The organism is Desulfobacterales bacterium, assembly GCA_034520365.1.
In the GTDB taxonomy this organism is placed as follows: domain Bacteria; phylum Desulfobacterota; class Desulfobacteria; order Desulfobacterales; family Desulfosalsimonadaceae; genus M55B175.
In genome coordinates, this window is the sequence record JAXHNP010000006.1 from 1,244,315 (window position 1) to 1,265,759 (window position 21,445).

Sequence of the window (21,445 nt, forward strand, 5' to 3'; positions counted from 1 at the left end):
TTTACTCCCCCTGTCTTTCAATTCTCGGGTGATCGGACATGCCTCCCTCGTACCACTCAACTTTCTGCACCTCCCGCGGCACCTGGCCGTCGGACTCGACTTTCGGCCACCCAACGGCAAGGCAGTTGTTCAGTTTGTAGGGATATTTGACGCCAAAGAATTTTTTCCATTTCCGCTCATACATGAGCAGCTTGATCAATCCGATCCAGCAGGTGGCCGCGCCCATGCTGTGGGATGCAAGCACCATATTCTGACCGCAGATGCCGCTGTCAGTGGCCGGGGAGGAGACCCCGCGCTTGTCTTCGAACAGCAGAATCAGGGTGGGCGCATGATGGAAGATCGGCGCCCGGTCCTTTGCAACGGCCGCCAGCAAACCGAATGGCACGGGATGGAGTTCATTGTGCCGAAGCCGGATAAAAAATTTGGATATGGGTTTTAAAAAGAGCTGCCGCATGCGGCTCCGGGTATAGTCGAGCACGAACATCATTCGTTTGCAGGTTTTGACGGCATCCTGCTCCATTGCCGCAAGAATCTCCGGGTTTTTTACCACAGCGAACCGCCATGGCTGGGAATTCCCGGCTGACGGCGCAAAGCGGCCGGCTTCCAGAATCCGGCGGATCATGTAGTCCGGAATGGGCTCATTTTTAAAAGCCCGCGTGCTTCGGCGGCTGAGGATAACCTTTTCTACCTCAGTCCATGGCATCTCAAAGGAGATATCCCTGGCGGCGGATGTATTCATGTGATTCGTCCTCCATGCTGCTGGTTTTTTGCAAAATAGGCGTCTTCAAAATATGCCATTGATTTTTTGATGTTTTCAATGCCGAAGGCGTCCAGCCGGTTGTTGACGGCAAGGGTAGATACAAGCATGATTTTACCAAGCATCTCCCATGATATGACCGCCGGGTCGAATGCCTGATCGAAAAACCCGCGGGCCTGGTCCCGGGCCAGGTTGTCCTTGTTAAATTCGTGGAATGCCATACAGCACTCGATCCCTTTTTCGCGGATCTGGGGGTCGATGGCGAACATGGCCTTCAGGATACAGGCAAACATGTTGACTTCAGGGCTCTGGATGCGCTGCAGGTATTGGCCGGTCAACTCGCGGATGATACTTTTGTGCTGATTCTCCGGCTGAAAAACCGGATTCTCCCGGTAAATTTGCAGGCGATAGTCAATGAGATAATCCAGGGTGGCGAGCTGGAGTTCGGTTTTACTCGAAAAATGGCGGTAAATCATTGCCTCGTTCACCCCCGCCGCTTTGGCGATGAGGGCGGTGGTGGCCTGGTCGTAGTTCAGCCGGGCCACCACTTCGATAGTGGCATCAATTAGCGATTGCCGGCGTTCCTCTGCAGTCATTCGTTTATTTGTCAAGCGATGCCCTTTCCAGAACATGGATACACATGGCCGCCTCCCCGGCGCCGATAGTGCCGCCGCCATTTTCAGCCAGAGCGATTTTGGGGTTCCGGACCTGGCGCTTCCCGGCTTCTCCCCGAAGCTGGGCGGCGAGTTCATAAATCTGGGCCAGACCGGATGCGCCGATGGGATGTCCGCGGGAGAGCAAGCCGCCGCTTGGATTTACGGGAAGCTTTCCGTTTAGGGCCGTCGCTCCGTTTTCGGCAAAAATGCCGCCTTCCCCTTCGGGACAAAACCCCAGTTTTTCCGTCTGATAGAGTTCGCCAAAGGCGGTGGCGTCATGGACTTCGGCCACATTTATATCTTCCGGTCCCAGTCCGGCCATTTCATAAGCCGCTCGGGCAGCCCGCTCGGAAATGGTGTTTTCGGTCCAGGCGCCGGATCGCAAAACAGAGGCCCGGATCAAGATCGCCCGGGACGCGGGATGCGCTTTTAAAAATTTGTCCGAGCACAATATCGCGGCAGCCGTGCCGTCGCCCACGGGCGAGCACATGGCCCGGGTCAGGGGGTGGGCGACCTCATAATCGGCGAGCACCTGCTCTACGGTCTGGGGAAAGGTATATTGAGCCAGCGGGTTCAGGGTAGAGTTGTTGTGTGCCTTGGCGGCAATCACCGCCAGCTGCCGCTGGGTCGATCCGTATTCCTTCATGTGTTTTCGGGCACCCATGGCGTAGAAATCCATGAATACGGAGTGCCCTTCTTTTTTTTCTTTGCTTTTGCCGGATTGGCTCTCTGCCCCGGCTTTTCGCCGCGCTTCCTGCTTCATCTGCTCGATATACTGGGTGGTCACTTCCACGTCAGTGCCGGACAGGAAACCTTTCATCATGAGTTTTCGGTCTTCGCTGTAGACTTTTTCGGTACCGATGGCCAATACGCAGTCGTAGAGACCGGCTTTTATGGCTGTCCATGCCCCGTGGAGGGCGGTGCTCGCGGATGCGCAGGCATTTTCGACGTTGGTAATGGGAATTTTATCAAGTCCGTTCGCAGACAGGGCGACCTGTCCCCGAATGCAATGCTGGAAGCTGTTCATCCCCCAGCCGGTGTTGGAAAACCAGGCTGCCTGGATATCCGCCGCTGAAAGATTCGCGTCTTTTAACACCGCTTTAAGGGATTCACCGGTCAATTCCTTGATGCTTTTATCCAGGTATTTGCCGAATTTGTTCATTGCGGCGCCGATAATGTAGACATTGTTACTCATCGCAGAGCCTCAGTAAAATAATCTTGGGTTTCCATAACTTAATGTAAAAATTATATTTTCAAAAATTTGAAACGCTCAATTTAGGTGAAATATAGAATGTATTGGCGAATCGGAATAATGTAAGTAAGTATTTACTTAGTTTGCATTTTAAATAAAATCAAGTTAAAAATTTCAATATCTGGAAAATTTTGCCTTAAAAATATTGTTTGGTTTTTGGATAAATAACGGCTATTAATAGGAATTAATTGCCGGCACCAATAACACGCACGCTGCTCGATTACATGCATGTGGCGCCGATAACGCTTAAGGAAAGGCTGATCGATAGCATGATGGGCGGTTTTCAGGCGGCCATTTACGCGCATGAAGGGAGCATTGCTTGAAACAGCCGCTGATACTCGAAATCAAAGGAAATGCCCTGGATGACGGCCCGGGCATCCGCTCCGTGGTATTTTTTAAGGGCTGCCCGCTCTCCTGCTTGTGGTGTCATAACCCGGAAAGCAAGCGCATGGGGATGGAGATCGGGTTTGAGGCCAAGACCTGCGTGGGATGCGATACCTGCATCAGCCTGTGTCCCGAAAAGGCCCTGTCCCGGGAAAACCCGTTTTTTATCGACCGCGATGTCTGCACCCTGTGCTTTGCGTGCGTGGATGCCTGTCCCTCGGGTGCGCTCTCGCGCATCGGAACCCATATGAGCGTTGAAGAAATCGCGGAGCAGGTGCTTCGGGATAAGCCCTTTTACGACACCTCGGGCGGCGGGGTGACGCTTTCCGGGGGCGAGCCCGCCCTTTTCACGGGGTTTGCCGGCGAACTGGCGGCCGGGCTTAAGGCGGGCGGCATCCACATTCTGCTTGAAACCTGCGGCCTCTTCGATCTCGCCGGGTTTGATGAAGCGCTTTATCCGTACCTGGATCTCATCTACTTTGATATCAAGCTGATGGACGCAGTGCTTCACGCCCGGTATTGCGGGGTTTCCAACGAGATAATTCTTAACAATTTCAGGGCATTGCATACCCGGGCCAGAAACGGCGGCGTTCCGGTTGTGCCGCGAACCCCTCTGATCCCCGGCATTACGGACACCCCGGAAAATATCCATGCGATTGTGGATTTTCTATCATCCTGCGGCGTTTGCGAGGCGCGGCTCCTTCCCTACCATCCCCTATGGCAGGAGAAAAATGAAAAGATCGGGATTTCCATGGAAAAAGACCGTGCGCCGGAGATGGATAAATGGCTGGACCGCAACGTCCTTTATGAATGCCGACAGGTATTTGAGACCGCCGGCATCGCATTAACTTAAGGTTGCCATCAATCTCCTTCTCCCTTTGGGAGGAAGGCTGGGATGAGGGGAAAAATGGCTTAAGTTAACGGCATCGCCGTTTAATTAAATTTTAAACAAGGGAGGTCCCCCCATGCTCCTTAAGACAGACCCTGCCGCGCCTATGACGACCGAGGCCAAAACCGGCAAAACGCTCACCCATCTGCTGGTTAAGACCCTGCTTCGCACCGTGGCCGCAAACTTTAATTTCCGGCCCGGTCTGAAAAAGTATTTAAAGACCGACCAGGGGTTTTTTGACTTCACGGTGGGCATCCGAACAGAAAGCCGGTCGGTGGAGACTGCCATCCGTTTCCGGGGCGGCCGGGTGACGGTGCTTAAAGCCTTACCCGAAGACTGCGAGGTGACCCTGATTTTCTCATCCGATGCGGCGGTCCGAAGACTTTTGGGCGCCACCCCGACAGAGCAGATTTTCATGCTCATGAAAAGCGATTTGAGAACCACAGGCAACCAGTCCTACATGAACCTGTTTTTCTTTTATCTGTCCCTGCTTTTAAACAAAAAGCAGAAAAAGCAGATGGCCCGGGAACGGGATGCCGCCCAAAAGGATTTAAAGAAAACCGCGCCCGAGCCGAACACGGGACTAAGCGATGGGCTTAAAAACCGAAACACCTATCATATGCGGGCAGACAGCATTGATCCGGGAATAAAATATTTAGATGATCCCTATCTCTCCGGATACGGGCTTGAAAATTTTCCGCGAATCAAGGATTTTCTGGAAATCCATTTCACCGCCACGCCCGAGGTCTGTCCGGAGCGGCCCAAGCTGGTAACCGACTGGTTCAAGACCCATGGGTTTGAAGCCGATAAACAGGGCAACCCCTGGATACCGGAGCTGCGGCAGGGCCATGCCTTCAAATACCTGATGGAAAACCGCGCCCCGATCATCCGGAAAAACGATCTGATCGCCGGCACCACGACCACCAGGGAAATCGGCGTGGTGGTCTATCCGGACAGCCACGGCACCATGATCTGGGGCGAACTGCTCACCGTACCCCACCGTTCCCTGAATCCCTATGATATCTCGCCGGAAACGGTGGATCTTTTGCACGGCGAGGTGTTTCCCTTCTGGATTCACCGCAATTTCAAAGAATGGGTCAGAGACCACTACGACAGTCCACTCTGCCAGGCCATTGACGAGCGGTTTGCGGTTTATTTCATCTGGAAGCAGGCCGCGTTATCCCACACCATTCCGGATTTTCCCAAAATGTTAGAGATGGGCGCCAAAGGCATCATCGAAGAAATCAGGCAGGCGCTGGCCAACGGTGCTCAGGACGAGGCGCAGACCGCCACCCGGCAGGGCATGATCCTATGTCTGGAAGGGCTTATCGCCTACGGGGAAAACCTTGCCCGGCAGGCCGAGACGGATGCGGCGGCTGAGGCTGATCCGAAGCGGAAGGCCGAGCTTACCCGTCTGGCGGATATCTGCCGACGGGTTCCGGCCCATCCGGCCCGGACCCTGGACGAGGCCATCAACGCCATGTGGATTACCTGGGTGGGCCTTCACATGGAAAACACCAATGCCGGGCTCTCCCTCGGTCGCTTGGATCAGTGGCTCCAGCCCTTTTTCGAGGCGGACATGGCCGCATTGGAAACCGAACAGGCGCGCCGGGATTATATCCGGCATGCCATTGAAATGGTGGCCTGTTTCTACATGCGCTGCACGGACCATTTGCCCCTTACCCCGGATCTGGCCAACTGGTATTTCGGCGGCAGTTCCTCGGACCAGGCCATTACCCTGGGCGGGGTGACCCCGGACGGGGAGGACGCGGTCTGCGACATGACCTATGTTTTCCTCAAAGTAACGGAAATGCTCTCCATCCGGGACCCCAACGTCAACGCCCGGTTCCACCCCGGCATTAACAGCGATACCTACCTTAAGCGGCTCTGCGAGGTTAATCTCATCACCGCGGCCACCCCGTCCATGCATAATGATGCCGCGGTTATGGCCTCGCTCGAGGAATTCAATTATGCGCCCAAGGACCTGCGCAACTGGTCGGCCACCGGCTGCGTGGAGCCGACTTTGTCCGGCCGGCATATCGGGCACACCAATTTTCAGATGATGAATATGGTGGCGGCCCTGGAAATGGCGCTGCACAACGGCCGCCATCCGCTGATGAACTGGAAGCTCGGCCCGGATGTCGGCCGGGTGGAAAATGATGATTTCAAGACGTTTGACCAGTTCCTTCACGCATTTTTTGATCAGTTCGGCTTCCTGATCGAGCAATCCATTGAGTATAACAACATGCTGGGTATCGCCCATCAGGCCATCCGGCCCACGCCGATGCTTTCCGCGCTGATAGGCGATTGCATTCAAAAGGGTCTTGATGTGACCCACGGCGGCGCGCGCTACAACAGCTCCGGGGCCGCCTGCATCGGGCTGGCGGATGTAACCGATTCGCTGATGGTGATTAAAAAGCTGGTGTTTGACGAAAAGCGGGTGAACTTTGCCGAACTCAAAAAAGCGGTGGATGAAAACTTCGCGAACGATCCGGCCCTGTATGCGCTGGTCACCAAAAAGGTGCCGCTCTTCGGCTCCGGCAGTGATGAGGCAGTGGAAATGGCCGAACGCGTGACAAAATTTGCCCATGATTTTTACGGCAGGCATACCAACTACCGCGGCGGCCCATACACCGCCGGGTTCTGGTCCATGTCAAACCACGTCATCTACGGGACGCTAAGCTGCGCCCTGCCGTCCGGAAAGCTTACCGGCAAACCCTTTACCCCGGGCCTGACCCCGGAGCCGCATGCGTCTGCCAATCTGCTTGACAACATCCGGGATGTGGCGCGCCTAAATCCGCGGCACATGAACAACAACATCGCATTTAACGTCAAGGTGGTGCCCGGGGGCGAGGATAGGCGCGAATCGATTATCGACCGGATGTTCTCCTACGTGAAGACCTATTTTGATCTGGGCGGCATGCAGATGCAGATGAATGTGGTGACCTCCGAGACCCTGAAAGATGCCATGGCGCATCCGGAAAACTACCGCAACCTCCTGGTGCGGATTTCCGGCTATAACGCCTATTTTGTGACCCTAAACAGCGATCTTCAGAAGGAGCTGATCGAGCGGGCGGAATACGGTTTGTAAAAGCTAAACGCCCGGCCCCTGGTAGTATTTCCGGATCTTGGCATCCGTGATGGCGCGCCCGATTCCGGGGAAATGCCGGTTCAGGCGGGTCAGCGCTTTCGTGATAACGCCCGGGATGATTTCAAACCGGTTTTGCTCAATACCGCGGATGACCGCGTCAGCCACCGCCTCAGCAGTCATGACGGGAATGGTATGGGTGATTTTTTCATTTTCCGGGGTTCGATCGGCATTGATGGCATCCACCATGGGAGAATCGAATTCCGGCGGGCAGACCAGATGAATGCGAATGTTCTGCGGCTTTAGTTCCATCCGCAGGGCGGCGGTTAGGCCGACAATGGCGTGCTTTGACGCGCAGTAGGCGGTGTAGCCGAATACCCCGATCAGCCCGGCAACCGAGGCGATATTGACAATCCGGCCGCCGCCCGCGGTTTTCATATAGGGAAGCGCCGCCCGGATGCAGTGCAGGGTGCCGAAAAAGTTGATATCCATTACTCGCCGAAAGACATCCAGCGTATGGGTTTCAAAATAGCCCTCCTCCAGAATCCCGGCCGAATTGATAAGCATATGGGGCACGCCGAAGTCGCTGGCAATCCGTTCAAAAGTCGTTTCTACCTCGTCGGCATCGGCCACATCACATGAAAAACAGGCGATCTGCTGTTGTTTTCCTGCCCTCGATCGGACCTCCGCTGCTACTGATTCAAGCTTTTCCGGACCCCTGGCGATCAGTGCAATGTGGGCGCCCCGTTCGGCCAATCTGCCGGCAAGCACCCGTCCGACCCCGGACGAGCCGCCGGTAATGATGATATGCTTTTTATTAAATATGTTCAAATCAATCCTCTTGTTCTTCGATACCGCAGAGATTTTTGGCCGCCTTCTGCTTTTCCGGCATGTTGGCAAGCCGCGAAATCATGATGCGCTGGGCCTGCGGGGACCCCGCCCCGTGCATGGATTCGGTCAGATACCCGACGGCGGCCGCGCCCAGGGTCAGGTTTTCAATCAGCCGAAGGATGCGCATGCGGTTTTCAGCCGGGGTATCGCTTCGGCCGGCAAAATATTTTTTGAGCCATCTGCCGGTTTCCGGGGCTTTCAGATCGCTTTCAGACGGCATGGTCACCATCAGCCCGCCGGCCACATCCTGGGCGATGCGGGAGATTTCATAGGGAAAGCGGGTCACGTTCTGCTTGTGCACATTGGCAAGCAGGGTGTTGACGGCGTATGTGCCGCTGGGTTCCTGATGCCCTTCGGATGCGCAGGCGAGACAGCCGCAGTAAAGGGTTTCATTGAGGTGGTTCATCTCAATCACCTTGTCTTTTATATGCGAGGCACCGGCCACATTGTTATACTCAGCCGCGGTCTGGGCCGCACCGATTAAAACATCCCCCACGCCCACCTTGCAGGCATAGCTCTGCCGGTGGTAGGCCGCGAATTTTTCAACGAGTCTGCCGGCGAATTCATATTCCCCGCACATGAATACCCGCTCCCATGGAACAAACACGTTGTCAAACACCACCAGGGCCTCATGGCCGCCGAATAAAACGTTGCCGCGGTCCATCAGGCCGTCCTCAAGCTTTCGGGTATCGCAGGACTGCCGGCCCATAATGTAGATAATCCCGTCGGCATCCGAGGGCAGGGCGAATGACACCGCGTAGTCCTTATCCGCCTCGCGCATGGCGAGGGTGGGCATCACGATGATTTCGTGGGAGTTGACCGCGCCGGTCTGGTGCGCCTTGGCGCCGCGGACGATGATGCCGTCTTCCCGCGTCTCCGCCACATGGAGGTAGAGATCAGGGTCTGCCTGCTTGTGCGGCGGAAGCCCCCGGTCCCCCTTTGGGTCGGTCATGGCGCCGTCGCAGGTCAAATCGTTTTCCTGGACGTATTCAAGGTATTTGAGAAACCGGGGGGAATATTGGGTGCCGTGTGCCTGATCCGTATCATAGGTGACAATGGATAGGGCATTCAAGGAATCCATGCCCACGCAGCGCTGAAAACAGCAACCGGTTTCCCGCCCCAGAAGGCGGCCCATTTTACTTTTTTTGATCAGATCCGTGACATTCTGATGAATATGGGTGAACCGGTTAATTTTCCGGCCGGTCAGATGCGAAGTCGCTGTCATGATGTCTTCATGCTCGGGGCGGTGGGCCAGCTCATAGGTTTTGGCAACCGCTGCCATGGACGGCCGGATGATGGGATGATCCACGGAATTCTCAATCCGTTTGCCGAACATGTAGACCACAAGGTTTAACTCCCGCAAACTGTCTTCATATTGTTGGGCGGTTTTAAGGGCCATGTGTCGCCTCCGTAATTATTAAGAATGGTTACCCCCCATTTTTTTGATCCGGATTTTGGTGGATTTCATGCGCAGCCATCCTTGATGATGTGGGATATTTGATCCGAAAAAAGAGGGAATAGAGGACCGGCACCACAAAAAGGGTCAGCACGGTGGCAAAGGCGAGACCGAACATGATGGTCACCGCCATGGACGAGAACAGGGGGTCTGTGACTAGGGGCGCCATGCCGCAGATGGTGGTAAGGGAGGTCATGGACACGGGCCGCATCCGGTTAACGGCGGAATCCTGAATCGCAGTGCCCGGATCTTTGCCGCTTCGGATTTCAACATCAATTTCATTAATCAGCACCACGGCGTTTTTGATCAGCATGCCGATCAATGCATAAGTTCCCAAAATGGCGAGAAATGAAAAATTCTCCCCCATCAGGAGCAGGCCGGCGGATATGCCGATCATGGCCAGCGGAATGATCAGGATAATGATAAGCGGCTGGCGAAGGGCGTTAAACAGCGCCACCAGGATAAAGAGCATGACGATTAATATCACCGGGAGGTATTTCTGTGTCGCGGCCCGGGATTCCTGGGAATCTTCATAGATGCCCTCCCATTCCAGCTTATAGCCGTTCGGCAGATCCATGGCCTCGATTTGCGGCCGAACCCGCTGGAGCAGGGTGTCCGCGGTCACCCCGAGAACCGGCTCGCACTGGGCCCGGATCACATGGCGCCGGTTATAGCGCCGGATAATCGGGTCCTCCCACTGGTTATCGTACCGGGAAAGGGCCTGCCGCAGGGGAACGGCGGATTCTCCGTCGCCCCAGACCGGAAGCGTGTCCATGTTTTCTATGTCCTGGTGATTATATCGGATCCGCACCGGAATCAATTCCTCATTTTCGCGGTACATCTCAACGGTCATCCCGTCGGTGGCGCTCTGAAGGGCATATCCCATGTGCCGGCGCTCCACGCCGGCAAGACGGCCTTTCTGCTGGGAATAGGCCATGCTGGCGATCATGACCCGCTCCCGCCAGTCGTCGCAGACGTTTCTGGCCAGCGGATCATTTCGCATCACAGTTTTGGCCTTTTCCGCAAGGACCCGCAGCTTTTGCGGGTCCGGGCCGCTGATGCGGGCCTCGACATCATAGTCGGCATTCGGGCCGTTAATGTATTTCCAAAGATGGGGGGTACCCTTGGGCAGATGTTCGGGGAACCATTCCGATAAGTGGCGGATCAACCGGTCAATGGTACGGTAATCATGGACATTGACGATGATCTGGCCGAATGAGGCGTTTCGCGGCTCCGGGGTGATTGAAACGGCAAAGCGGGGCGGCCCCTGCCCGACACAGGTGGCGTAGCTGCGCACCTCCGGCAGGGTTTCCAGATGGGCCTCCACCTTTTTAAGATCTTCGGACACCGCCTGCTGGCGAACGCCCTCGGGCCGGCGGTAGTCAATGAAAAACTGCCGCATATCCGAGTCGGCAAAAAAAATCTTGGGAATATGGCCGAATCCGATATTGCCCAGAATAAACAGAAAAAGCACAAACGCCAGGGTCATGACCCGGTGGCGGAGCGTCCACATGAGAATGCGGCGGTAAATGCGATACGGCCGGGTTGAATGCGGCTCTGTGGCAGCCGCCTTTTTGGAGAGCTTCAAAAATCCGTAGCTGAAAACCGGGGTCTGGGTCATGGAAAAAAACCAGCTGAAGAGAAGCGCAATGGTCACTACCTGAAACAGACTGGCGCAGAATTCCCCGACATTGCTGGGGGCGAGATAAATCGGGGCAAAAGCCAGGCAGGCGATCACCGTGGCGCCGAGCAGGGGCCAGGCCGTGCGTTTGGCGGGTCCGGAGGCCGCCTTGTCCCGGGGCAGGCCGCGCTGGAGATCCACCAGGGAGCCTTCGGTCACCACAATGGCATTGTCCACAATAATCCCCATTACCAGGATCATGGCGGCAATGGAGATCCGCTGCAGGTTAATACCCCAGACCATCATGACAATCAGCGTGCCCATGATGGAAAAGACCAGGTTGCCGGCAATGATCATGCCGCTTCGAAGCCCCATGGCCACAAGCAGTACCAGAATCACCACGCCCACCGAGGCGAGCAGGTTGGTCATGAACTTTTTGATGGAATCCTTGACAAACTTGGACTCATAGTAGACCCCGTCAATGGAAAGACCGGCGGGCAGATCCTGCATTAGTTGATCGATGCGCCTTCCGACCGCCTCGCCCATCTCCACCACATTGGCGCCGGCTGCCGCGGAAATGGTGATGCCTATGGCCGGGACGCCATTAAACCGCATGATCGGCTCGGGCGGCTGGACATAGCCCCGGCTGATTGCCGCCAGGTCTTTTAACCGGAACTGCTCTTCACCGTAACCCTGGATGACCAGTTCGCCGATATCTTTTTCCGAAGCGAAGGTGTCAGATGCGGAGTCGATCCGGATGCGGTAGTCGCCGGAAATGATCTCGCCCTGGCTGATGATCTCATTTTGGCTCTTTAAAAGCTCGACAATCCGGCCGGGCGGGATACTCATTTCAGCGCTTTTGGCGCGGTCAATGTTCACTGTGATGCACTCGGTTTGGATGCCATAGAGCTGAATCCGCTTGACGTCTTCGACAAGGGAAACCTCGCGTTTTATATAGTCCGCATATTTCTCAAGCTGGGCGTTGGAAAACCCGTCGCCGGTCAGTGCCAGAAAAATACCGTAGACGTCGCTGTAGTCGTCATGCACCACAGACGGGCCGGCACCGGCGGGAAGCTCTGGCTGGGCGAGCTGCACTTTTCTGCGCAGAATATCCCATAGTTGCTGGATGACACCGGATTTATTGTATTCGTAAAGATCCACGTAGACCATGGAGACGCCGGCCCGGGAGGTCGAGCGGATGGTCTTTACCTCATCTGCGGCCTGCACATACTCTTCGATGACCCGGGTGACCTGCTGATCGACTTCACCGGGGGAGGCGCCGGGATAAGGCGTTATGACCAGGGCGGTTTTGATGGTAAATACCGGATCCGCGAGTTTTCCCATGTTAAAGTAGGCAAACAGGCCGCCTGCAAAAATCAGAAACAGGGCGAACAGGGTGACCGTTCGATTGCGGAGGGCATAGTCGGGCAGGTTCATTTAAGCTTTACTTTCCCCTTATAACTCATTGCCGATATTGGTTTCACTGGGCGGTTCCATCACGCGGACCTTTTGATCCGCGGTCAACGTATGGGCACCGGCGCCGGCAATCAGCCGGCCGGCGGTCAGGTGCCCGGATATTTCGATAAAGCCGTTTTGGCGGGCCGACCCCACGGTCACCGGCTGTCGTTTCAGTGTTCCGGCTTCCGGGTCGACGATCCAGACAAAGGACTGCCGGTCACTGCCGTTTACTATGGCGGACATGGGCACTCTGAATTTCGGTTTTCCATTTTTTTCTTTGATGGTGATGGCGACCTCCGCTGCCATGCCCGGGCGGATCGGCATGGGCTCATCGCTGTCAATTACCAGGGTCAGGGGATAGGTGCGGTTTGACGGATTCGGCTGTTTGCCGATTTCCTTGAATTCTGCCGGGTAGACGTTATCCGGCAGGGCGGTAAACCGGCAGGCATAGGACTCGAACCGTTCGACCGCCGGAAGGAGGTCTTCGGGTACGGCGATTTTAATTTCCATGGCGGACAGATCAAGCATGGAGACAATTGGCTGGCCGGCTTGCACCATTTCATTGTTCTCCGCGTATTGGTGATGAATATAGCCGGAAAACGGGGCGTACAGCGTGGTGTCTTGAAGCGCGTTTTTCGCATCTTCAAGGCCTTTGCTGTCCGCATTGACCTGGGCTTCGGCGCTTTCAAATGCGGCTTTCACCCGGTCGAAGTCCGCCCTGGCCGCGGCATTGTCGGCAACCAGCTGCCGGTACCGGTCATACTGGAGCCTGGCTTCGGCATAATTGGCTCTTGAGGCTGCAAGCCGGGCTTCCATGCTATCGATGCGGATTTCAAAATCACGGGGATCAATGCGGGCAATGACATCTCCCTTCTGGATGCGGCGTCCGGTTTCTGCATTCAGGGCGATTAATGGGCCGCCCACCCGAAAGGAGACTTTGGTGTGCTGAAGTGCCTGGGCCGTGCCTGGAAATTTCCGGAGCCGGCGGTTTTCATTCTGTTTGAGTTCATAGACCTTGACCGGCCGCACCTGCTCGACAATCGCCTTATCGGCATCCGCCTCCTGCGTATCTGCTTGGCAGGCGATGAACACCATCGGAAGCATCAGCAAAAGCACCGCTGCCAAAAGCCGCTGTCCGCCGGGGTGATATTTCATGGCGTGTCTTCCTTTCCTATGCATTTTTGCCATTGGGGTCTCAGCCCTGTCATTTTTCCATGCCCCAATATACCTGAGGGTTTAAATTGCTCAATAGTAAAATTTGCCGGGTAATGTCATTTGCTTAAGATTAAAGATTCATCGCAGATTCAAAAAAACGGCCCGGATCTTCTTCTAAGTAACTTGACGGGTTTTAGGTATTAGGTATTAGGTATTAGGTATTAGGTATTAGGCGAATGAAATCAAGAACTTATGGTCGGCACGGTGGCCGACCCTACGATTAATCGGGTTTTCCCCATTCGTAGGGCGGGCCACCGTGCCCGCCTGAAAAATAGATAGAACAAATTTACCGTGCCTCAGTGCCTTTAAAGTTATTTTTAGCTCGGTCCCGGGCGCACGGCCCGGGAGGAATGCTTCTAAGACCCTGCCGCAATTATTACAATAGGGGCGGTTAATATTTTTTGCGAAAGGACCTTTGATGTTCGATGGGGATAAAGGTGAGACATGTTGAGAGGTAAGTCCATATGATTATTATTTGTATAAAAAAAGATTACTTATTGTTTTTATATAATGTAACGGTTTAACTACATGATGCAGGGAAGGAGGGATAAATAATGACAGAAGGTTATTCATCCTGGCAGGTATAACCCCATTGATTTGATTGCCGGACGCGCCGATTGACACAACCGTTCAATCAGTTTCAAAGGAATCGATGACGACCTCGATTTCTTCCGGAATTTCAGCGGGCTTTTCGCCGCCCGTGGCCCAATAGTAGGCGACTTTTTTCCCATAACGGCGACTGCCGTTATCGGAGAAATGCCAGGTAGTTACGTTAATGGCACAGACAATGTAGCGGAAGCCTTTAGGCTTCCATAACCAATAGCAAAATCAAATTTAAAGAAGTCTACCATCAAATTCTCAGTAAAAAATTTTGAGCGTGATTCCAATCTAAAAAAGCTACTCTTAATAGCCACTATCCCCTAAAGCTTTTTGGCTAGGATAAATTTTTTTTAACAGAGGTGCAATTAACACCTATTTGACCAACTTGATTGCCGTCTCAGTTGCCTTTTCTATCGAGAGTTTGCTCATGTTGAGGACCAGATGGTAGAGCATGGGATCATTATAGTCTTCTTTGCCGAACTTGCGATACAGGTTGCGCCGTCTTTTGCTGTGTACGCGGATGGTATTTACCGCCATGTCCTCGGTCAAATTATAGTTTTCCATCATAAACCGGACCCGGTCTTCATAGCCTGAGACCAAAAGCAGATGAAAGGCATCCGCATGGTCGCGCAACACATACTGTCCGCCCCGCCCCACGATCACACAGTTGACTTCCTCGGCCAGATCCGTGATGATCTCCGTCAGTGTGTTCACATAAATTTCTTCATCAAGATAGCCCCGCTGGTTGTCCAATAGACGGTTAATCTGGCTTTGTGGGACGATGTAGTTCATAAACTTCATCAGCGACCCCCCGGCCTCCTTTTCCATAGTCTTTACGGTCTTTTTGGAAACCTTGGCGCGTTCGGCAACCATCTGCACAATATCCTCATCCACCACTGTGTAGCCTAACTCTTTGGCCAGGTTTTTGCCCAGGGTTCGCCCGCCGGCTCCGAATTCCCTTGAAATTGTAATTACTGCCATAATGCGTTCTCCTTATCTCTGTCTTGAAGTTGATAATCAGGATATATTGAAATTGTTGAAAAACCGGCTATTCCTCCAAAAGCGGCTCAATATGCGGGTGCTTGGATATGACCCGGGCAAACTGCTCGGTCCGCAAATCAAGCCGCCGCTGAACAATGCGGATCAGCTCTTTATAGATTAAATACCCCATATGCGGATCAGCTTCCATTTGCTCATGGGCCTCTTTGGCATTTAATGTGTAAATAACCGAGGGCTCCGAACAGACCGCATCCAGCCGCAAGGGTTCAGTAAGCATGGCTGACCAGCCGAATGAGAAGCCGGGCTTTATCGAGGCAATGGAAATCGTGATCTTGCTTGATATCCGCTTTTCAAGCAGCACCTTGCCTTTTTTCAGCATGAAGAAATGCTCGGACCGGTCGCCCTCCCGAAAAATAATCTCTCGCGCCCCATATTGCTTAGGGGTAATGTGGGGGATCAGTTTATCCAGCATTTCATCGGTCAGGTGCTCCAGAATACGGATTCCGACCAGTGATTCCTTGTGGATCATTAACGCTCCTTTAGTTTTCAGGATGCCATATTTTTTTGTATTTTATCAAAACAAATACAGTTTAAGGCATAGAAAAACAATAAACAAGACCGCCAGTATCGGTCCGATACCGATCGGCAGCAGACCGGCGTTTACGACAGCATCGGTTTCTGCGTCTACCCTTGAAGCATCGGTATCCGGACGGCCGCCTTTTCTGCTGCCAAACAAGCGCTGAATTTGTTTGATGATAAGTGCGGGCAGCCGGTTAAAAATTTTTTGCAGTAAGCCCGGCAGGCTGCGCGCAAACAATAAGTCACACAGCCGGTTTAAATTATTCAGGAAATAATCGAACCCGGCGGCGAAAATGCGGCCGCCTTTGCGGTAAAACCAGTCTGCATCCAGGTTGACAGCCCGCATTTCCGCCGGGTACTTCCCGGAGAGAATCAGCAGGCAAAAGGCCAGTGCGCCAAACAGGAGCAGCTGGAGCTGACCGACCACGTGTGCCCCGGTATAGGGCGAATAATCGGCGGTGTAGGGAAGGATGGCATAAAGCAGATCAAAACGGATTCCCAGAAATATGCATAACAACGCCGTCAAAAACATGGCAAGCAGCATGTTAAACGGGGGTTCTTTTGCCCGAATCCCCGAGTCCTGTCCGAAAAACATGTAAAACGGCACCTTGATCCCGGCGTGGTAGACGGCACCTGCGGAAGCAAACTGCAATATTAGCCATACGATGGCCATTTTATGATGCGCCGCTGAACTGATAACCATCGATTTGCTGATAAATCCGCTAAACATTGGAAATGCGGAAATCGAGGCCGCCCCTACAATACAGAAAAGGCAGGTCAGCGGCATGGTTTTGTACAGGCCGCCAAGATCCGTGCATTTAATTTTACCGGTGACATGAAAAACCGCGCCTGCGGCCATAAACAGCAGGGCAATGTAGAGGATACAGCAGAATGCGTGAGCTACCGCGCCGTTGATGGCCAGCGCCGTTCCGATGCCGACCCCGCAGATCATAAACCCCCCCTGGCTGATCAGGCTGTAGGCCAGCACCCGGCGGATATCATTTTCCAACAAAGCATAAAAAATCGGAACAGCCGCCATAATCGCGCCCAAATAAATGAGCAGCTCGGTTCCGGGAAAAACCCGGGCCATCACATAGACCGCGCTTTTGGTGGTAAAGGCGCTTAAAAATACCGCACCGGTTATGGTGGCTTCCGGATATGCATCGCTCAGCCATGCATGAAGCGGGATGATAGCGGCGTTTACCGCCACACCGATAAAAATCAGGATGCCTGCCGGACCGGACAGCTCCATGACCGAAAATTGGGCGGTTCCGGTGTTATTCACATAAAGGACGATGCCGGCCAAAAGGCACAAACCGCCGAACACGTGCACCATGATATACCGGAAGGCAGCGGCCTGGGCCGCCTGTGTTTTGCGCGCGATGATTAAAAAGGCGGAGGCAACGGCCATGATTTCCCAGAAAACATAAAGGGAGAACAAATCCCCGGCAAGGGTGACGCCTAGCGCGCCGCCGGCATAGGCAAAGCCGGCGGTGTGCTGAACGTCGTCATCCAATTTCAAGGCAAAAATGACCGAAATAAAGGAAATAAGCGTAAATATGTAGGCGAATACACGGCTTAAGCGGTCCAGCCGTCCGAGGATCAGGTCATATCCGAGAAATTCGAACTGCCAGTGCTGGCCCAATGGCGTATAGAAAACGATGATAAATGCGAGCGCCGGCAGAATAAGCATATATGCGGATTTTACCCGGCCCTTTAACGCCGGGATCAAAAATCCGCCAATGATAAAAAGCAGGGCGGGCGGTATATTTAAGTTTAACACGTCAAAGTTCATCAGTCACTCACACTTGTACGCGGTGATTATCGCTCATAGTAGTCCTCATCCCTTTTGACCCAGAGCCTTAACAGCTTGGCGATATAAATAAGCAGCACGCATGAGATGAATCCATAAACCGCAAAAAAGTTCGGGTAGCCCTCCCATTCGAATGCGGCATGTTTATGGATAAAAAAATCAATGATCAATAAAACGATCAGGCCGGCAAAGAAAACGACCCGCAGGATATTAACGTTTCTTGGATTATCGAAAATTTTCAATTCTTTTTTCATGGCTGATCCCGTATTATATGCTGCTTATAAAGATAAATGCCAGATAGGCCGCGGCAATGGCCGTTACCACGTAAAATGCGGCTGGCCAGCCTTTAACCGGTTCATGGGAGAGCACCATTTTTTCATTTTCTTCTGTGGTCTTGATGTTTTCAGCCTCCTAAAATGCGAGTGACCGCAAGCTGGGACAGGTTCAGAAACGGCTGCGGATAAAAGAACAGCAGCACCGAGATCACAGCCGTAAGCAGCGGCGGCGCAAGGCACCAGCCCGGGGCCTCATTAAACCGGTTTTCATACATAGATTCGCCTTCCGTGCAGAAAAACGCCCGGTATACGATGGGCAGGAAATAGGCCGCGTTTAAAAGCGAGCTGATTAACAAAACGGCGAGCATGGCAAACTGCTCCGCCTCAATGGTGCCGATGGCCAGATGCCATTTGCTGATAAACCCGCCGCAGGGCGGAAGCCCGATTACAGAGAGCGAGCCGATAAAAAAGGCGGCCATGGTAAACGGCATCTGCCTGCCGATGCCCACCATCTCCGAGATATTCTTAACACCTGTGGCCACCACAATGGCGCCGGCGCAGAAAAACAGCGTGATTTTGCCGAATGCATGCATGGCGATATGGAGCAGCCCGCCCGTCATACCGGATTGGCTTAAAAGGGCGGCGCCTAAAACAATATAGGAGAGCTGCCCAATGGTTGAAAACGCCAGCCGGCGCTTGAGATTGTCCTGGGAAAGCGCAATCAGCGAAGATACGAGTATGGTGACGGCCGCGATCACGCATAAGAGCGTCCCAAAATCAAAGGCCTCAAGCATTTCCGGGCCGAATATGCCGGTAATTACCCGGAAAACGCAGAATACGCCAACTTTTACCACAGCCACCGCATGCAAAAGCGCGCTGACCGGTGTGGGCGCCACCATAGCCGCGGGCAGCCAGGCATGCATGGGCATAATCGCGGCCTTGGAAAACCCGAATACAAACATCAAAAGCAGGGCAAGCGCCGGACCGGCGGCCATGCTGCCCCCAAAAATACCGCCGTCTGCAAAGTCCAGCGTGCCGGTCATCAGGTAAACGACCACCATGGCCGGAAGCACCAGACCGATGGAGCCGCCTATGATATAGAATAAATACTTGCGCCCCGAGCTTCGGGCCTCCGGGTCCTGATGATGGGTCACCAGAGGATATGTTGAAAGTGAGAGTATTTCATAGAAGATATACATGGTCAGCAGGTTGGCGGAAAACGCCACGCCCACCGTTGCACTCAGGGCTGCGGCAAAAAAACAGTAGTAGCGGGTCTGGCTGTGTTCATCCAGGCCGCGCATATAGCCGATGGAGTAGGCGGAGGTCACAATCCACAGAAAGGAGGAGACCAGGGCAAAGAGCAGGCTGAAGGCATCCACCCGCAGCTTGAAATCAATCCCGGGAAAAAACGTAACAATGGTAAACTCAAACGTGTGTCCGCCCAGGACCGCCGGCACCATGGAGGCGATAATGGCGAATTTGATGATTGCCGCGGTAAACGTCCAGGCTTCCCGGACATTGGGTTTTCGGCTGGAGGCCAGCACCGGAATGACCAGCAGGGAGACCAGGACCGCGATAAGCGGTTTTATCGATATCATCGTTATCATAGGCTTCCCAGAAGAGACGGCAGAACCGCGGGTTCAATAAATCGGGTGACCAGGCTGTGCGCATAGATTCCCATGGCAATCAGCAGACCGGCAGTGATCATCAGCGGCACCAGCATATCCAGGGACGCCTCCTGCATGGGGGGCTTGGGGTGATGGTTGTGGCCATTATGGGTGTTAAACGGCTCGAAATAGCCGATCTCAATCACCCGGAAAAACAGCAGCACATTCACCAGGCTGCTGATGATCAGGGCGGCCACAAACGCGTAATGGCCGGCATTAATGCCGCCGCTGATCAGATACCATTTGCTGAAAAATCCGCAGGTCGGCGGCACGCCGATAATTGAGAGGGCGCCCACCACAAAGGCGATCATGGTAAAGGGCATTTTGGCGAACAGGCCCTGGAGGTGCTCGAATTTGTCGAACTGCACCCGGGACATCACCGCCCCGGCGGCCAGAAAGACGCAGAGGGTCATCATGGCGTCATTTAGAATATGCAGCACCGCCCCGGTCATGCCGGCCGCGTTGCCCAGCCAGAAACCGCCCACCATATAGCCCACCTCAACGACAATGATATAGGCGAGCATCCGTTTAAGCTTGTTCTGCTTATAGGCCAGGACGGAACCGGCCACAATGGCGATAACCGCCACCCATTGAACCAATTCCGCAATTTCCATTTGGATGAAGGTAAAATCGGGTTGATAGACCGTTAGAATCAGCCGGATCATGACATAGATCATCACCTTGGTGGTCAGCGGCGCAATCAGGCTGGCCGCCGGGTTAGGGGCATGGGAGTAAGCATTGGGCAGCCATGTATGCAAAGGGAAAAGGGCCATTTTAATAAAAAGCCCCACAATGCAGAGGATAAATGAGACCTTGATCACGGATACGCTTTCAAGCGTGGGCAGAATGCCGGCAATATCGGCCATATTTAAGGAGCCGGTCACGATATAGAGGTATCCGATGCCCAGCAGGTAGAAACTTGCGCCAATGGTGCCCAGAAAAAGATACTGGAGACTCGAAAGCGTGGCCCGGCCCCCGCCCATGCCGAGCAGGGCATATCCGGAAAGCGAAGAAATCTCGAGCAGTACGTACAGGTTAAATGTGTCCCCGGTAATGACGATGCCCATCAAACCGATAACAAACAAAAGGTAGAGTGAGTAAAAGGCCCCCAGCCTATTGGTTAATTGATCGGCAACAGCCCGCCGGTAGGCGATCATATTGAGGATCGCCACCAAAGAGATCAGAATGAGGATAATCCCGTTGAGGTGGTCAATATGTAAGGCGATGCCCCATGGCGGATCCCACCCCGCCATCCGGTAGATCACGTCCCCCTCGGCCATGACCCGGCCCATCAATCCGATGGCGGATAAAAAGGAGACCGTCAGGGCGGCCAGAGCTAAAGGGAAGCAGAAGGACTTGCGCACCCATCCGGCGATGTTGACAACAATCGCCGTCAGCAGCGGAACAACGATTATCAGGGCCGGAAATTGAGCGCTCATTACTGACTTAAGTACTCGGTTTTGAGTTGTTCGATAATCTCGTCCTCTTCCAATGTATCGTGCTGTTGATAGGCCTTGACAGCCAGGGCCAGGGCTACCCCCAGTGTGGCCACGGATACCACGATGGCCGTGAGCATCAGCACATGGGGCAGAGGGTTCATATAATCCGCCGCATGAATCGCATGGTGCCCGTTATGGCCGTGCCCAATTATGGGAATTGAGGCATCGTGTTTGGTGGCAATGGAAACATAAAAAAGGATGACAGCGGTTTGGAAAATACTCATCCCGATGATTTTTTTGATCAGGTTATTTTTGGCCATCATGGCGTAGAGCCCGATCATCATCAGGCAAATAACCACCCAGTAATTGTATCTGGCAATGAGGATATCGATCAGTTCGGGCATTG

17 protein-coding genes are annotated in these 21,445 nt (G+C 53.8%); 3 read left to right on the forward strand and 14 right to left on the reverse strand.

Features of this window, described 5'->3' with window-relative positions; genetic code table 11:
• Window position 1 precedes the first annotated feature (1 nt).
• From U5L07_13545 to U5L07_13555, 3 genes are read right to left on the reverse strand one after another with little or no spacing between them, the layout of a single operon-like run.
• Complete coding sequence (locus U5L07_13545) at window positions 2-739, reverse strand: nitroreductase family protein (protein MDZ7832773.1); 738 nt, start codon at window positions 737-739, stop codon at window positions 2-4.
• The gene (locus tag U5L07_13550; GenBank protein ID MDZ7832774.1) at window positions 736-1,368 is read right to left on the reverse strand and encodes a TetR/AcrR family transcriptional regulator; all 633 of its coding nucleotides are present in this window, start codon (window positions 1,366-1,368) and stop codon (window positions 736-738) included. Before U5L07_13550 ends, U5L07_13545 begins: the two co-directional genes overlap by 4 nt.
• A complete protein-coding gene (locus U5L07_13555) occupies window positions 1,358-2,608 on the reverse strand; it encodes a thiolase family protein (GenBank protein ID MDZ7832775.1) in 1,251 nt (416 codons plus the stop codon). Before U5L07_13555 ends, U5L07_13550 begins: the two co-directional genes overlap by 11 nt.
• 245 nt (window positions 2,609-2,853) lie before the next feature.
• On the opposite strand from U5L07_13555, the gene U5L07_13560 reads away from it, so the two are divergent.
• From U5L07_13560 to U5L07_13570, 3 genes are all read left to right on the forward strand, one after another.
• Complete coding sequence (locus U5L07_13560; GenBank protein ID MDZ7832776.1) at window positions 2,854-2,988, forward strand: hypothetical protein; 135 nt, start codon at window positions 2,854-2,856, stop codon at window positions 2,986-2,988.
• Window positions 2,985-3,902 carry a glycyl-radical enzyme activating protein gene (locus U5L07_13565; GenBank protein MDZ7832777.1) on the forward strand — a complete coding sequence of 306 codons (918 nt, stop codon included), beginning with the start codon at window positions 2,985-2,987 and terminating at the stop codon, window positions 3,900-3,902. Before U5L07_13560 ends, U5L07_13565 begins: the two co-directional genes overlap by 4 nt.
• Before the next feature lie 112 nt (window positions 3,903-4,014).
• Window positions 4,015-7,029: a pyruvate formate lyase family protein gene (locus tag U5L07_13570; GenBank protein MDZ7832778.1), complete on the forward strand. Its 3,015-nt coding sequence runs from the start codon at window positions 4,015-4,017 to the stop codon at window positions 7,027-7,029.
• A gap of 3 nt (window positions 7,030-7,032) precedes the next feature.
• On the opposite strand, the gene U5L07_13575 is transcribed toward U5L07_13570, so the two are convergent.
• From U5L07_13575 to U5L07_13625, 11 genes are all read right to left on the reverse strand, one after another.
• Window positions 7,033-7,857, reverse strand: coding sequence for an SDR family oxidoreductase (locus tag U5L07_13575; protein ID MDZ7832779.1), 825 nt, complete (start codon window positions 7,855-7,857; stop codon window positions 7,033-7,035).
• A gap of 1 nt (window position 7,858) precedes the next feature.
• A complete protein-coding gene (locus U5L07_13580; GenBank protein MDZ7832780.1) occupies window positions 7,859-9,316 on the reverse strand; it encodes a 4-hydroxyphenylacetate 3-hydroxylase family protein in 1,458 nt (485 codons plus the stop codon).
• A gap of 28 nt (window positions 9,317-9,344) precedes the next feature.
• A complete protein-coding gene (locus U5L07_13585) occupies window positions 9,345-12,431 on the reverse strand; it encodes an efflux RND transporter permease subunit (GenBank protein ID MDZ7832781.1) in 3,087 nt (1,028 codons plus the stop codon).
• An 18-nt stretch (window positions 12,432-12,449) separates the two neighbouring features.
• A complete protein-coding gene (locus tag U5L07_13590; GenBank protein ID MDZ7832782.1) occupies window positions 12,450-13,607 on the reverse strand; it encodes an efflux RND transporter periplasmic adaptor subunit in 1,158 nt (385 codons plus the stop codon).
• Between the two features lie 1,032 nt (window positions 13,608-14,639).
• On the reverse strand, window positions 14,640-15,248 hold the full coding sequence (locus U5L07_13595; protein ID MDZ7832783.1) for a cytidylate kinase-like family protein: 609 nt from the start codon (window positions 15,246-15,248) through the stop codon (window positions 14,640-14,642).
• Between the two features lie 67 nt (window positions 15,249-15,315).
• Window positions 15,316-15,795, reverse strand: a complete 480-nt coding sequence (locus U5L07_13600) for a cyclic nucleotide-binding domain-containing protein (protein MDZ7832784.1) — start codon at window positions 15,793-15,795, stop codon at window positions 15,316-15,318.
• 45 nt (window positions 15,796-15,840) lie between these two features.
• Window positions 15,841-17,640, reverse strand: a complete 1,800-nt coding sequence (locus U5L07_13605) for a Na(+)/H(+) antiporter subunit D (GenBank protein MDZ7832785.1) — start codon at window positions 17,638-17,640, stop codon at window positions 15,841-15,843.
• Window positions 17,641-17,666: 26 nt separating this feature from the next.
• Window positions 17,667-17,912: a hypothetical protein gene (locus U5L07_13610; GenBank protein ID MDZ7832786.1), complete on the reverse strand. Its 246-nt coding sequence runs from the start codon at window positions 17,910-17,912 to the stop codon at window positions 17,667-17,669.
• A 149-nt stretch (window positions 17,913-18,061) separates the two neighbouring features.
• A complete protein-coding gene (locus U5L07_13615) occupies window positions 18,062-19,540 on the reverse strand; it encodes a monovalent cation/H+ antiporter subunit D family protein (protein ID MDZ7832787.1) in 1,479 nt (492 codons plus the stop codon).
• A complete protein-coding gene (locus tag U5L07_13620; GenBank protein MDZ7832788.1) occupies window positions 19,537-21,039 on the reverse strand; it encodes a monovalent cation/H+ antiporter subunit D family protein in 1,503 nt (500 codons plus the stop codon). The genes U5L07_13615 and U5L07_13620 overlap by 4 nt, the downstream gene beginning before the upstream one ends.
• Window positions 21,039-21,443, reverse strand: a complete 405-nt coding sequence (locus U5L07_13625; GenBank protein ID MDZ7832789.1) for a cation:proton antiporter subunit C — start codon at window positions 21,441-21,443, stop codon at window positions 21,039-21,041. The genes U5L07_13620 and U5L07_13625 overlap by 1 nt, the downstream gene beginning before the upstream one ends.
• Window positions 21,444-21,445 lie beyond the last annotated feature (2 nt).